The 15,536-nt window shown below is 35.5% G+C and carries 12 protein-coding genes; 11 read left to right on the top strand and 1 reads right to left on the bottom strand.

The window, feature by feature from the left end:
* The first annotated feature begins 10 nt into the window (after nt 1-10).
* From BUE10_RS22695 to BUE10_RS22660, 8 genes are all read left to right on the top strand, one after another.
* On the top strand, nt 11-1,612 hold the full coding sequence (locus BUE10_RS22695; RefSeq protein WP_073489303.1) for a RagB/SusD family nutrient uptake outer membrane protein: 1,602 nt from the start codon (nt 11-13) through the stop codon (nt 1,610-1,612).
* Nucleotide 1,613: 1 nt separating this feature from the next.
* Entirely contained in the window at nt 1,614-3,248 is a 1,635-nt protein-coding gene (locus BUE10_RS22690; RefSeq protein ID WP_073489301.1) for a glycoside hydrolase, read from the top strand.
* 133 nt (nt 3,249-3,381) lie between these two features.
* Nucleotides 3,382-4,968, top strand: coding sequence for a glycoside hydrolase (locus BUE10_RS22685; RefSeq protein ID WP_073489299.1), 1,587 nt, complete (start codon nt 3,382-3,384; stop codon nt 4,966-4,968).
* 136 nt (nt 4,969-5,104) lie between these two features.
* Entirely contained in the window at nt 5,105-7,525 is a 2,421-nt protein-coding gene (locus tag BUE10_RS22680) for a glycoside hydrolase family 2 TIM barrel-domain containing protein (RefSeq protein ID WP_073489297.1), read from the top strand.
* A gap of 265 nt (nt 7,526-7,790) precedes the next feature.
* Complete coding sequence (locus tag BUE10_RS22675; RefSeq protein ID WP_073489295.1) at nt 7,791-9,161, top strand: glycoside hydrolase family 27 protein; 1,371 nt, start codon at nt 7,791-7,793, stop codon at nt 9,159-9,161.
* The gene (locus tag BUE10_RS22670; protein WP_073489293.1) at nt 9,161-11,092 is read left to right on the top strand and encodes a glycoside hydrolase family 43 protein; all 1,932 of its coding nucleotides are present in this window, start codon (nt 9,161-9,163) and stop codon (nt 11,090-11,092) included. The genes BUE10_RS22675 and BUE10_RS22670 overlap by 1 nt, the downstream gene beginning before the upstream one ends.
* Before the next feature lie 315 nt (nt 11,093-11,407).
* Nucleotides 11,408-11,812, top strand: coding sequence for a hypothetical protein (locus BUE10_RS22665; RefSeq protein WP_073489291.1), 405 nt, complete (start codon nt 11,408-11,410; stop codon nt 11,810-11,812).
* 230 nt (nt 11,813-12,042) lie between these two features.
* Nucleotides 12,043-12,432, top strand: a complete 390-nt coding sequence (locus BUE10_RS22660) for a helix-turn-helix transcriptional regulator (RefSeq protein WP_073489289.1) — start codon at nt 12,043-12,045, stop codon at nt 12,430-12,432.
* 47 nt (nt 12,433-12,479) lie between these two features.
* On the opposite strand, the gene BUE10_RS22655 is transcribed toward BUE10_RS22660, so the two are convergent.
* Nucleotides 12,480-12,812 carry a YegP family protein gene (locus BUE10_RS22655; protein ID WP_073489287.1) on the bottom strand — a complete coding sequence of 111 codons (333 nt, stop codon included), beginning with the start codon at nt 12,810-12,812 and terminating at the stop codon, nt 12,480-12,482.
* Nucleotides 12,813-13,008: 196 nt separating this feature from the next.
* Here BUE10_RS22655 and BUE10_RS22650 point away from each other — a divergent pair, with 196 nt between their 5' ends.
* From BUE10_RS22650 to BUE10_RS22640, 3 genes are all read left to right on the top strand, one after another.
* Nucleotides 13,009-13,494 (top strand): copper resistance protein NlpE, encoded by a 486-nt coding sequence (locus BUE10_RS22650; RefSeq protein ID WP_073489286.1) that lies wholly within the window; start codon nt 13,009-13,011, stop codon nt 13,492-13,494.
* Between the two features lie 130 nt (nt 13,495-13,624).
* On the top strand, nt 13,625-14,749 hold the full coding sequence (locus BUE10_RS22645) for an XdhC family protein (protein WP_073489284.1): 1,125 nt from the start codon (nt 13,625-13,627) through the stop codon (nt 14,747-14,749).
* Nucleotides 14,724-15,341: a nucleotidyltransferase family protein gene (locus BUE10_RS22640; protein ID WP_083598264.1), complete on the top strand. Its 618-nt coding sequence runs from the start codon at nt 14,724-14,726 to the stop codon at nt 15,339-15,341. Before BUE10_RS22645 ends, BUE10_RS22640 begins: the two co-directional genes overlap by 26 nt.
* The last annotated feature ends 195 nt before the right edge of the window (nt 15,342-15,536 follow it).

Below are 15,536 nucleotides of genomic sequence, written 5' to 3'. Positions count from 1 at the left end.
AAAAACGATCATGAAAAAAATAATAGTATCCATAATAGCTTTAGCTGCATTTACAGTTTCTTGTGACGATTTTATCGAAAAAGAAGAAAGAGGAACGCAGACTTTAGAAAATTATTTTCAAACGGCACAGGAATGTGAAAATTATACCAACGAATTAACTCGCAGATTGTTAATTACTAATGATTGGTATACCTTACTTGCTCCTCGATTAGTTAGCGAAACCGCGACAGATGATGCCTGGATGGGGAATACAGGTCAGGACAGTGGCGCATTCAGACCTTGTGCACAGTATTTAGTTACTCCTGATAATATGGGAGCTATGAACAGCATTTATACAGCGCATTTCTATACGATTCAATCGGCAAATATTGGTTTAGAGAAAATGGCTTTATCACCAATTTCTGATTCTCAAAAAAATCAATATATGGGAGAATCATTATTTGCCCGTGCGTATTGCTACTACGAATTGGTAAACCTTTTTGGCGGAGTTCCTTTATATACAAAATCTTTAGGAACTGGTGATTTGACTTTACAGCGCAGCTCTGCAGCAGATGTTTATGCTCAAATTGAAGCAGACCTTAAAGATGCAGCAGCAAAATTAGAAAGTGCTCCTGTAGCAAGAAACGGAAGGATAAACAAATGGGCTGCGTATGCATTATTGGCTCGTGTAACATTGTTTCAGGAAAAATGGGCCGATGCCAAATTATATTCAAACAAAGTAATTACAGAAGGACCATTTCAATTGGAAGCTGATTTCTTAAATATCTGGAATGTAAACAATCATAACGGAGTTGAATCAATTCTTGAAGCGCAGTCATCATCTGTACAAGACAAAAATTTAGGATCTATGTTACCTACTTTCTCCGGAGCAAGAGGCGAAGACAAGAAAAATTTTCCAAGTAATGATGCCGCAGATGTTATTGACGGCTGGGGATGGTGTATGCCAACCAGCGATTTAGAAAATGCTTATTTATCTGAAAATGATGTTATCCGCCGTAGAAGCACCATTACAAAATGGGGTGAAGCTGCTTATGGAGATGAGACTTTAAACCCAACGCACAAATTCAGTTTAAACGATAATAAATCAGGACGTATCTGTCGTAAATATTATATTCCAATAGCAACACGTCGTGCATTAGATAAAAAAGACGGACACTTACCATTAAATGTTCCGTTGATTCGTCTGGCAGAAATGTATTTAACAAGAGCAGAAGCAAACTACCATACAGGCGGAGATGCATTGGCAGATATTAATATCATCAGAGCGCGTGTTCAGTTAACACCAAAAACAGGAATTTCCGGTCCAACACTTTTAAAACAAATTTACAAAGAGCGTCGTTTAGAATTAGCTTTTGAAGGATTACGTTTATTTGATATTCGTCGTGAAAAAGACCCAACAACAGGAAGACCGGTAATCGAATCTCTAATGGGACCAAACGGAACTTTCGTTCAGTACAACCTGAATTCTACAGATCCGTATGAAACTACAAATACCAGAGAATCACAAGACAAAGGAATCAATTTTAATCCGGCTAAAAACTTATTGTGGCCAATACCACAGTTAGAAATTGACTTAAGCGGGGGACTAATCACTCAAAATCCTAATTACTAAAATGAGGTTTTTAAATAACAATAAAGTAAGTCTGCTGTGTGCAGGCTTGCTTTTCACTAGTGTTTTATTTGTAAGCTGTGATTCTGAAAACGATCAGAATTCAGCAGAATCTGGTACGGCAGAATTAAATGTAAATCTGGATATGCCTTTGCAGACAATGGAAAGCTTTGGAGCTTCTGATGCGTGGCAGTGTAATTTTATCGGGAAAAACTGGCCCTCAGACAAAAGAAACAAAATTGCCGATTTATTATTTAGCAAAGATTTTGATGCCGATGGAAACCCAAAAGGAATCGGATTATCATTATGGCGTTTCAATATTGGAGCAGGAAGTTCAGAACAAGGCGATGCCAGCGATATTACAGACGAATGGAGACGTACAGAATGTTTTACAACAGATGGAGTAAGTTACAACATGAACAAACAAGCCGGACAGGTTTGGTTTATGAAAGCCGCCAGAGAACGCGGTGTAGAAAAATTACTGGCTTTCGCCAATAGCGCGCCAGTTTACTTAACCCAAAACGGAAAAGCACACGCCACCATCAAAGAATTTTACAATTTAAAAGATGGGAAAATGCCAGATTTGGCTGATTTCTGGGCAAACGCTTTAGATAAATTAAAAACAGAACAAGGTTTAACAATCGATTATGTAAGCCCGTTCAACGAGCCGCAATACGAGTGGGACGGAACAAATCAGGAAGGTTCTCCGGCTACAAACGCTAACATTTACAACTTCGTAAACGTTTTATCTCCAAAATTACAGTCAAAAGGAGTTGAAGCACAAATCGTAGTTGGCGAAGCGGGAGCTTACGAACCTTTGTATAAAACAGTTTCGGGAAAAGAAAGCAGATCTAACCAAGTTGATTATTTCTTTGGAGCCAATTCAGCTAAAAAAATCAGCGGATTAAGCAACGTAAAGAAAACTATTTCTGCACACAGTTACTGGCAGGCATGGCCGTTAAACGAAATGGTTTCGTCAAGACAATTAGCAGCTTCCAGAATTCAGGGAGCCGGAAATATCAGTCTTTGGTCATCTGAATATTGCGTTTTGGAAAGTCCGGGAACTGCAGAATTACCTGGAGGAGCAGGAGCAGGAAGAGATTTAGGAATGTCATTGGCACTTTGGACAGCGCGTATCATCAATACTGATATTGCAGTTGGAGGCGTTACGTCATGGCAATGGTGGACAGCGATTAGCCGAGGCGATTACAAAGACGGTTTAATTCACGTAGACGATGGCGCAAGCAACGGAGCCGGAAACTCAGATTATTGCAAAAACGATGGTTATATCAGAGATTCAAAAACACTTTGGGCTTTAGGAAACTTTTCATTCTTTGTAAAACCGGGAATGGTTAGAGTTCAGATTCCGAGTGTAGATAATGCCACTTCCGTGAATGATGTAATGGTAACCGCATACAAAGATGCAGCAAATAAAAAGCTGGTTGTTGTGGCAGTTAATATCAGCAAATCGGCAAAAGCCTATAAATTAAATCTTGCCGGAGGAGCTTTGGTTGATAATAAATTAACACCTTATACCACTTCTGAAACTTTAAGTCTGAAAAAAGGAACTGCTGTTGATGCTGCTAATATTCAAATTCCTGCAAGGGCTGTTGTGACTTTTGTTGGGACGTATAAGTAAGAATAAAAAATTAGCCGCAAAGGTCACAAAGAAAAATCGCAAAGTTCGCAAAGTAGATAGTAAACTTAGCTCCCGATAGCTATCGGGATTGCGTAAACTTAGCGCCTTTGCGGTTAAATAAACAAAAAAATAAATGAGAAAAATATATATCTCGCTTTTATTGATAACAAGTTCGCTGTCATTTGCACAGCGAACTGCTATCATTAGCACAGATAATGTTGTACAAACCATGGATGGTTTTGGAGGTTCTGATGCATGGAGAACCCAGTTTGTGGGGAAAAATTGGCCGGAGCAAAAAAAGAATGCCATTGCCGATTTGCTTTTCAGTAAAGAAATTGATGCAGACGGAAATCCAAAAGGAATAGGGCTTTCAATCTGGAGATTTAATCTCGGAGCCGGAAGTACAGAACAAGGAGAAAACAGCAAAGTTTCTGACGAATGGAGAAGAAGCGAATGTTTTTTAAATGCTGATGGAACTTACGATTTCTCCAAACAAGAAGGCCAAAGATGGTTTCTGCAGGCAGCGAAAAAACGTGGTGTCGATAAATTCCTCATTTTTACAAATAGTCCGCCAGTTTTTATGACAAACAACGGATTATCTTTTGCATCTCAAAAGAATAAACTGAATCTAAAAGATGGTGCAATTCCAAAATTTGCCGATTTCTTAGTTCAAAGTATTCAGGGATTAGAGAAAAAAGAAGGAATTAAATTCGATTACATAAGCCCAATAAACGAACCGCAATGGGAATGGATGCCTAATAACGGAGACAAAAACAGTCAGGAAGGAACTCCGGCGACAAATGACGAAATTTATGCTTTGACCAAGTCACTTTCTGAAAAACTCAAAGCCAATAAAATGAGTACCGATATTGTAATTGCCGAAGCAGGACAAATCAATTATTTATATGAAAATGTAAATGCCGAAAACAGAGACAATCAAATTGATTATTTCTTCGGAAAAACAAAAATGAATATTTCCAAATTCTCAAATGTAAAAAATGTCATTTTAGGACACAGTTATTTTACAACGTGGCCTGTTGAAAAACAAGTTTTAAGCCGAAAGCTAATCGCCGCAAATATCAAACAAAATCCGGGATTAAAATACTGGCAGTCTGAATACTGCATTTTAGAAAATCCGGGAGAAGCAGAAATTCCCGGCGGCTCAGGCGGAGGAAGAGATTTAGGAATGCAGACCGCTTTATTTGTAGCACGTTTAATTCACAATGACATTGCAGTTGCAAACGCGGCTTCATGGCAATGGTGGACATCCCTAACCAGAGTTGATTATAAAGACGGTTTAATTTACCTAGACGACGGAAAAAGCAACGGAGGAACCGAACCTAATTATGTTAGAAACGATGGAGAATTTCACGATTCAAAACTGCTTTGGGCTTTAGGGAATTATTCGCTTTTCGTTCGTCCCGGAATGCAGCGAGTTGACGTTCCAAATCAAAACGAATTAGATGCAGCAAACGACGTAATGTTAACCGCTTATAAAGACGTTCAAAATAAAAAACTAATTGTAGTAGCAGTCAACTGCGGAAAATCTCCCCAAAAATACAAGTTCAATTTATCAAAAGGAACAATTAAAAGCAACGAATTAACGCCTTATATAACCTCTGAAAATTCAAATTTAAAAAGAACAGCAGCTCAGAAAATTAATGATTTAGAAATACCCGCAAGGTCTGTAGTGACATTTGTGGGAGAATTAGAGTTTTAGTTTTCAGTCGCAGTATTCAGTCTCAGTCTCAGTTTACGGTCACAGTGAGAAACTGAAAACTGAAAACTGAGACTGAGACTGAAAACTAAAAAAACTTAGAAACTTAGCATCTCAGCACTTTAGAAACTTAAAAGAAATGTTTACAAAAAAGACCTTATTACCCGTACTTCTATTCTCGTGTTTATCGGCATTTAGTCAGATATCATTTGGAGATTCACAAAAAATCAATGACAACTGGAAATTCAATCTTCAGGAAACTCCAGATGCAAAAAATACAACCTTTGACGACAGTAAATGGCAATCAGTAAATGTACCACACGACTGGAGCGTAAAAGGACAATTGAGTCCAACATTGGCAAGCTGTACAGGATATCTTCCGGGAGGAATTGGCTGGTACAGAAAATCAGTAACTATTCCGCAAAGTAAAAGCGGCGAAAAAGTCTATTTATACTTTGAAGGCGTTTACAACAGAAGCGAAGTTTTCATCAACGGACATTCGTTAGGAAAACGTCCAAACGGATATATTTCTTTTGCTTATGATGCCACACAATATGTGAAATTTGGTGGAGAAAATACAATTTCTGTTCGTGTCGACCACAGCCAAAGTGCTGATTCACGCTGGTATACCGGTTCAGGAATTTACAGAGACGTTTATTTAGTATATGCAAATCCTGTTCATATCGGGCAATGGGGAGTTTACGCTTATCCAGAAGTAAAAAACGGAACAGGAATTTTAAATGTTGAGGTTGATGTAGAAAACGATTCAAAAGCAAAATCAAGCCTTACCGTTGTAAACGAATTAATTTCAAAAGACGGGAAATCGGTGGCAAAATCTTCTTCAAAAGTGGAGGTTGCAGCGAGCCAAAATGGAAAAATTTCGACTAAATTAAGCGTAAAAAATCCTCAAATATGGGATTTAGAAAATCCGAATTTGTATCAGCTAAAAACAACCGTTTTAAAAGATGGTAAACAAATCGATCAAACCGTAACAAAAACAGGTTTTAGAACTTTTACTTTCGATCCAAATAATGGTTTTGCCTTAAACGGAAAATGGATGAAAATGAAAGGCGTTTGTTTACATCACGATGCGGGAGTTTTAGGTTCAGCTGTTCCTCGTGAAGTTTGGGAAACAAGATTAAAAACACTTAAAGAAATTGGTGTAAATGCAATCCGTACAAGCCATAATCCGCAAGCTCCCGTTTTCTATGAACTTTGTGATGAACTAGGAATTTTAGTTTTAAACGAAGCTTATGACGAATGGGAATTCCCAAAACGTAAATGGTTAGAAGGTTGGAATTACGGGACTCCGGGATTTGAAGGTTCATTTGATATTTTTGCAGAATACGGAGAAAAAGATTTAGAAGATTTTGTTCGTAGAGACAGAAATCATTTATCTGTTTTTGGATGGAGTATAGGTAACGAAGTCGATTATCCAAACGATCCGTATTCACACCCAGTTTTAGATAAAGGAAAAGACGGTTTTGGGCAGGCAGCTTACGGCGGTTACAAAAAAGATGCACCAGATGCCATGCGACTTGGAGCAATTGCAAAACGTTTGGTTGCAGCAGTAAAAAAATACGACAAATCACGCCCAACAACTGCTGGATTAGCAGGAGTAGCCATGTCAAACGAAACAGAATATCCGGGTGCTTTAGACATTACAGGATACAATTACACGGAGAGTAAATACCAGTCAGATCACGAAAAATATCCAAACAGAGTTATTTTCGGAAGTGAAAATGTGCATGATATGGATCCTTGGCTGGCCGTAAAAAACAACAAACATATTTTCGGGCAGTTTTTATGGACAGGAATTGATTATTTAGGAGAATCTGGAAGATGGCCTTCAAGAGGATTTTACTCTGGTTTAGTTGATTTTGCAGGCGTAATCAAACCAAGAGGATATTTCCGCCAGTCATTATGGTCAGATAAACCAATGGCATATATTGGAACTTATCCTTTAAAAAATGAAAAAGACATTTCTAAAGATGCATGGGCAATCTGGAATTATAAAGACGGAGAAAAAATTCGTGTAGTTTGTTATACAAATGCTGTAAAAGCACGTTTAGAATTAAACGGAAAAGTGGTTGGTGAAACTAAACTTTACGACGAAAAAACCGGAATTATATATTGGGATATTCCTTTTACTTCAGGAAAATTAGAAGTAATTGGTTTAAGTAAAGAAGATAAAGAAGTTAGCAGATATGCCATTACAACAACGCAGCAGCCAGTTGAATTAACGATTGTAGATAAAAATATTACCATTTCTAAAGACAAAGGTGTTGCTAAAATAATGGTTCAGGTAAAAGATCAAAACGGTTTACCTGTAATGCTTTCAGATAATGAAGTGACTTGCACGATAAGCGGCCCGGGAACTTTATTAGGACTTGAAGCAGGAAATAACAGTGACATGACGGATTATACAGATAATGTACAGCGTGTATTTCACGGTCATATTGCGGCTTATATTCAGGCAACTGGAGAAGCGCAGCCAATTAAAGTAACCTTTACAAGCCAATGGTTAAAACCAGTTGAAGTTACGATTAATGTAAAATAGTTATTGGTAAAAATGTTCCGTAGGAACAATATATCGGTAGCTGAAGTTACCATTAATGTAAAATAGTTATTGGTAAAATGTTCCGTAGGAACTACATGTTGGTAGAATTTTTTCTAAAGCAGAGAAATATTAGTTAGTTTTTTTAGATTGTCAATTAACCTGTTTGTATTTTTGGTTTACAGGCAGGTTAATTGCATTTTACGACTAAAGTTTATTATATTTGAAAGTGTAAATTTTACATTTATTAACATCTAACCACATTATAATGAAAATCAAGAATAAAATTACTCTAATTTTAGGAGTTGTTTTGGCATCAATTTGTTCCAATGCACAAAATAAAGTTTTCAAAAAAGACGAATTTAAACAATGGGCACAAACCCCTCCAATGGGCTGGAACAGCTGGGATTGTTACGGACCAACCGTTGAAGAACACGAAGTAAAAGCCAATGCCGATTATATGGCAAAAAATCTAAAGAAATTTGGCTGGGAATATGTTGTGGTAGACATTCGATGGTTTGTAGAAAACGACAAAGCAGGAGGTTATAACCAAACAGACCCGCGTTATGTAATCGATCAATACGGAAGATATTTACCAGCTGTAAACCGTTTTCCATCAGCAAAAGACGGACAGGGATTTAAGCCTTTAGCAGATTATATTCATAAAAAAGGCCTGAAATTCGGAATCCATATTATGCGCGGAATCCCTAAAAAAGCCATTGAAGACAAACTGCCAATAAAAGGCGCAAACGGGGTTACAGCAGATCAAATTTATACGACTGCTTTACAATGTGAATGGTTAAAAGATAATTATACAATTGTTGCTGACAAGCCGGGAGCACAGGAATACTACAATTCTATTTTTGAATTGTATGCACAATGGGGTGTAGATTTCATTAAAATTGATGATTTGTCAAGACCGTATCACGAAGGCGAAATCAACTTAATTAGAAATGCAATCGACAAATGCGGACGTAAAATTGTTTTAAGTACTTCACCTGGAGAAACGCCAATCGAAGCCGCGCCGCACGTAACCACACACGCCAATATGTGGCGTATGGTTGACGACGTTTGGGACACTTGGCCGCACATTACCCATTTAATGGATGTGGCTCAAAAATGGTATCCGTATATAGCGCCGGGAACATGGCCAGATTGCGATATGATTCCGCTTGGTCGTATTTCAGTAAGAGGAGAAAGAGGCGAAGACAGGATGACGCGTTTAACAAAAGATGAACAATATACGTTGATTACGTTTTTCAATATTTTCAAATCACCATTGTTTTTTGGTGGAGATTTACCAAGTAACGATGCTTTTACTTTATCATTATTAACCAATAAAAATGTGGTAAAAATGCACAACGAAAGCACTTCTGTAAAACAACTTTTCCAAAAAGAAGGTAAAATTGCTGTGATTTCAAAAAATGCAAAAGACGGCAGTATTTATCTGGCTTTATTTAATATTTCAGATTCGGCAACACAGAATGTTTCAGTAAATCTTTCTGATCTCGGAATTTCAGGTTCGGCTGAAATTTTAAATATGTGGACAAACGAAAAATCCAAAACAACATCAACAACAATTGCAGCCGACTTAAAACCGCACAGTTCCGTTTTATATCAATTAAAAAGTAAAAAATAATGAAGAAAGCACATTTTAGTCTTGTATTATTTTTATCGATTTTTAATTTTTTACAAGCCCAGAATACAAAAGGAATTCCGCCCGTAATTGCCGAGAAAGATTTAACAGCCTATTTGTTCGTTTATTTTACAGGAAATTCTGTTGAAGAAGAGGCAGTTCGCTTCGCCGTAAGTGCAGATGGTTATCATTATTATCATCTCAACAATAATAAACCCGTTTTAGACAGTAAAACAATAAGTTCAACTGGAGGAGTTCGTGATCCGCATATTTTAAGAGGCAACGACGGAAAAACTTTTTATATGGTTTTGACCGATATGACTTCTTCAAAAGGCTGGGACAGCAACCGCGCCATGGTTTTGCTAAAAAGTACAGATTTAGTAAACTGGAAAAGCAGCGTAGTAAATATTCAAACAGCTTTTTCAGGAAACGAAAACCTAAAACGAGTTTGGGCTCCGCAGACTATTTATGATGCTAAAGCTGGAAAATATTTAATTTACTTCAGTTTGCAATATGCAGGAGGGCCAGATAAAATTTATTACGCTTACGCGAATAAAGATTTCACAGCTCTGGAAAACGCACCAAAATTATTGTTTGTACCAAAATCAGAAAGAGCCTGTATTGACGGCGATATCATTGAAAAAGACGGAGTTTATCATCTTTTTTATAAAACCGAAACAGAAACTGCAGGAATCAAAGTCGCTACAACCACTGATTTAACTTCGGGAAAATGGACTGAAAATGATAATTATCTGCAGCAGACAAAAGATGGAGTTGAAGGTTCTAGCGTTTTCAAATTAAACAATTCAGACGAATATATCTTGATGTATGATGTATATACAAAAGGAAGATATCAGTTTACAAAAACGAAAGATTTAGAAAATTTTACCGTAATAGATAATGATATTTCAATGGATTTTAATCCGCGTCACGGAACGATTTTACCTATTACACGTTCTGAATTAAAAAGAATTACAGACAAATGGGGAATGCCAGCAAAATATCCAAAAGTAAACAATAACCCAGTTTTAGAAGGTTATTATGCCGATCCGGAAATTCTGTATTCAAATAAAACCAAAAAGTATTATATCTACCCAACAAGTGACGGTTTTGACGGCTGGTCTGGAAATTATTTTAAGACTTTTTCTTCAGATAATTTGAAAGACTGGAAAGACGAAGGAATTATTCTCGATCTTAGAAAAGATGTAAGCTGGGCAAACCGCAATGCTTGGGCGCCTTGTATTGTAGAGAAAAAGATAAAAGGCAAATACCAATATTTCTATTATTTCACAGCAGCACAAAAAATAGGTGTGGCAGTTTCAGATAGTCCGACAGGACCTTTTAATGACAGCGGAAAGGCATTAGTAAGCACAAGACCTGAAGGAATAAAAGACGGTCAGGAAATAGATCCTGATGTTTTTACAGATCCGGTAAGCGAAAAAAGCTATTTATACTGGGGTAATATGTACATGGGTGTCGCCGAATTGAATGCTGATATGGTTTCCCTTAAAAAAGCGAGTACTAAAGTAATTACTGTTAATGATTCATTTCGCGAAGGAACTTATATATTCTACAGAAAAGGAACGTATTATTTCCTTTGGAGTGAAGACGATACCAGAAGTCCAAATTATAAAGTGAGATACGGAACTTCAAAATCGCCTTTAGGACCAATTGAAATTCCGAAAAATAATATTGTGATTCAGGGAAAACCAGATGTTGGAATTCACGCAACAGGGCATAATTCTGTTTTGCAAATTCCAAATAAAGATGAATGGTATCTTGTTTATCATAGATTTTCCTATCCAACGGGAATTAAAATGGGAGAAGCAGGAGGATTTCATCGCGAAGTCTGCATCGATAAATTAGAGTTTAATCCAGACGGAAGTATAAAAGAAGTAATTCCAACTCATATTGGAGTCGACGGTTTAAAATAATTTTGTAACTTTATCCTTTCTAAAAGCCATTCCTTATAAAAGGAGTGGCTTTTTTTATGTATTACTTATATAAGTAAAACGCCATATTGAATTTTTAAATCATAAGGTAAAATTTATAATTAGATTTAATTACAACGTCTGGTTATATTCTATAAGCTGACTTGTAAGAAAAAAAAGCTGATTATGCGTAATATTGTGAAATGATGTGTTGTTTACCACTACAGCATTTTCAAATGTATTCATTTAAGCCGAAAACATTTTTTTAGACAGCTTTCTCACCAGGCTTTCTTTAAAAAGATTTAATTATTTATTATTATGTTCATTTCCCTCACTCATGATCAGGTACAGTTTCAGTACGGATCAAAACAATGGCAGTACAATTTTAATGAAATTGTAGAACTTGGACTGCTCAAAAAAAAGAAAACTTATCTTTTTGAAAATGGCGCTTTTATGGCCGTAACAGTTTTAGCTTATTATTGCATGATTTTTACCAATGTAATGGAACTCTATTACTTAATTCCAACTTTATTGTGCTATTCTTTTTTGATTATTCTGCGGTTTAACAACAAGACAGAATTTGACTATTTTGTGATTGTAAAAGACATCTACAAAAAAGAAACTAAAGTAAAAATAAATGCTTTAGACCGGCCAGTAATTGGAAAACAAATCGATCAATATTTAAATTTTCAATTCGAACGGATCTTAAAAACAACAAACTAAATATAGCAATGAACCAACTATTAAATGAGATTTCCAGTTACGATCTGGCTTTTATAGTTATCGCTCTCGTATATGGTTTCATAATTATAATTAAAAAAAAATAAACAAGTTCTGTTTCATCGACCTACAGGAACAGAACTGTAATTACCCCAAAAAAATAAGGCTGCAATACCCCCCTAAGTTTAGTTGCGGCTGTTTAAGTTACACACGCCCTCCTCCAAATCAAACTTATGGCAACTTCAATAAAAAACAAAATTAAAAGCATTAGAGAGTTAAAAAATTACACTCAGGAATATATGGCAGATCAACTTGGTGTCACTCAGGCAGGTTATAGTAAAATAGAAAAAGGAAGAACAATGTTATCCTATGTTAAATTAGTAGAAATAGCACGGATTTTAGAAGTAAGCGTAGAAGATATTATAAGTTTTGACAGTCAGAGATATTTCAACAACTATAATACCGTAAAAGGAAATAGTAACAACGGAAGCATATTAATTAATTCTAACAATGATGAAGCCCTGAAAGAACTCTATGAAGATAAAATAAAACTTCTGGAAAAACTTTTAAATAAAACAGAAGAAGAACTAGACCGTTATAAAGTAAAGTTTGGTCACATATAAAAAAACGAGGCTCTTAAGCCTCGTTTTTAATTTGTATCTTTTAACAATTAAGCCGTTTGATCATCTGTATCTGCATCAGGAGCGTTCTTTTTTACTGACTCGATTCCGTTTTCTCTGGCAGCAGTACTTTCATACATTTCACTTGCACCAATATTTTGCCCGTTGCTGGCTTTTAAGTTAAAATATGGTTTGCCATTACTAGATTCTTTTCTGTCATAACGATTATCGTCCTGAGAGTTTGTTTTAACAGATTCAATTCCGTTTAAGGCTCCCGCTTTAGTCGTATAACCTTCACTAGTCAAAATTGTCTGGCCGTTTCCAGCTTTTAAATTGAATTGAAATTCACCATTGGTTCTTTTAGTAATTACAAATTTTCCCATGTAGTTTTTTATTTAAGTTAACTATAATTATTGTTATTGATAAAAATACAAAACTTCATAATACAAATGATATTGCAGGAAAAAATAATCGTTTACAATTTGTTAACTATAATTGAGATTTTTTAAAAGCTGATAGATTTAGTTTTTAATTATAAGAAAATTCTTTAAATTTGAAATAATATTAAAATTAAGAAATATGAAAAATGTATTGATTTTGCTAATCACTGCAGTTCAATTGATGTCTTGTAACAGCAAGAAAAATGAAGAAAAAACAAATGCTGCAGTACCAGATTCAACTAATATAAAAGTTGAAAACAGCACAACCGAAAATGTTTTGGTTTACGAAGGATTACTGCCCTGTGCAGATTGCAGCGGTATTCAAACCGTTCTTAAAATTTATCAGGGAAACGGAACAATGGAAGGACAAAAATTTGAACTATCAAGTATTTACAAAGGAAAATCGCCTGAAAAAGAGTTTGTTGAAAAAGGAAATTTTAATACAGAACGAGGTTTAGAAAACGATCCCGACGGAACCATTTTTGTTTTGAATTGGGATAAACCAGTCGAAAAACAATCGTATTATGGTTATTTAAGTTCAGACACCAAAAAAATCTATATGCTCGACCGTGATCGAAAAATAATAAAATCGAAGTTGAATTATTCTTTAGATCTAAAAAAATAAATCATGCCGATTTTTAATTCAGAATATTATAAACTTAAATAGCTTTACTGCCTTTAAGTTTATAATATTTTTTATTTTTAGAGGATGAAAGATCATCAATACAAATTTCTGTTGATGGACATTTATTTTTATGAAAGAAATCAGCGAAATTCTTAAAGCATACACAGAAGCAAAATCGGCAGGAAAAAAAACAGCTTTGGCAACAGTCGTTAAAGTTGAAGGATCGTCGTATCGCCAGCCCGGAGCACGCATGCTCGTTACAGAAGATGGAGAATTAACAGGAGCCATAAGCGGCGGCTGTCTGGAGGGCGATGCATTACGAAAAGCGCTTCTTTCGATTCATCAAAAACAAAACAAACTAATTACCTACAATACGAATAATGAAGAGGATATTGAAGTAGGTTTACAGCTTGGCTGCAATGGAATTGTTCATATTCTGTTTGAATATATTGATGAAGAAGTATCAAAAAATCCCATACAACTTTTGCAACAATTAGAATTAGAAAGAAAAGAAGCCGTAATCGTGACTGTTTTTTCTTTAAAAAGAAATGCCATTCAGCTCGGAACAACACTTTTTTACAGACAGGAAAATCAAATTCGAGTTCACAGTGATGAGGTTCTGGATTTAATTTCAGATGTACATGAAGTCTTGAAAAGCAAAACATCAATTGTAAAAAAACTTCAAACAGAAAGCGAAAACGAAGCTTTAATGGAATATATAAATCCGCCAATTTCACTCGTAATTGCCGGAGCAGGAAACGATGTTCAGCCTTTGGTTAAAATGGCATCCATTTTAGGCTGGAAAATTACAGTTGGTGACGGACGTGCGACACATGCAATAGAAAAACGTTTTCCAAAAGCAAATAAAGTAAATGCAGTAAAACCAGAAGAATTTCTGGAAAATATTACCATTGATAATCAAACGTATTTTGTTTTGATGACCCACAATTACAAATACGATTTAGCGGTTCTAAAATTACTTTTAAAAACAGACTGCCAATACATTGGAATTCTCGGTCCAAAAACAAAATTAAACCGAATGCTCGATGATCTTCAAAACGAAGGAATTAATGTAAGCGAAGAACAATTAGAGCGAATTTACAGTCCGGTTGGATTAGACATTGGAGCAGAAACATCCGAAGAAATTGCACTTTCAATTGTATCAGAAATCAAAGCTTTTTCGGCAGGAAAAACAGGAACTTCTTTAAAGTATAAAGCAGGTAAAATTCATGACGAAATTCATTATGAAAGATAAATTTAAATATAAAACCGCTATTATAATTTTAGCTGCAGGTAATTCTTCAAGATTAGGAAGACCAAAGCAATTATTAAAATATAAAGGATCAACTCTTTTAAAGAACACGATTTCTGAAGCTTTAAAAGTGTACAATTCATTTGTAATTGTGGTAACCGGTGCGAATCATAATGAAGTAGAAAAACAGCTTAATACTGAAGAAATAAACATTTGTTTTAATCCCGAATGGGAAAACGAAATGTCATCTTCAATTGTAAAAGGATTAAATGAATTATTGCTTTTAAAGCCCGATTGCGATGAATGTATTTTTGCCGTTTGTGATCAGCCCTTTGTTACATATTTAATTTTTGAACATTTAATTAGGCACTATCATAAAAGCAAAAAAAGAATTATTGCTTCGGCTTATTCCGAAACCTTAGGAACTCCGGTTTTATTTCATAGAAAATACTTTAATGAATTGCTTGAATTGAGTGGGCAGGAAGGAGCAAAAAAAATCATTAAAAAACATCAAAATGACGTCTATTCAATTCCTTTCGAAAAAGGGGATATTGATATTGATACTGAAGAAGATTACGATAAGCTTTTTAAATAGAGGTTCAAAGGTGCAAAGTGACAAAGGTTCATAGGTTTAGTTTATCATTTCGAGGAACGAGAAATCGCACTAGAAACTCCGCACAGAATGTCACCAATCTTTGTCGATTCAGGAGTGCGATTTCTCGTTCCTCGAAATGACAAACAGGACTTAGTAATAAAAGAAAAAAATCTGCTAAATCTGCAAAATCTGCGT

Source organism: Flavobacterium sp. CF108 (assembly GCF_900129795.1).
Classification (GTDB): Bacteria; Bacteroidota; Bacteroidia; order Flavobacteriales; family Flavobacteriaceae; genus Flavobacterium.
This window is presented reverse-complemented; position numbering and strand designations above follow the sequence as displayed.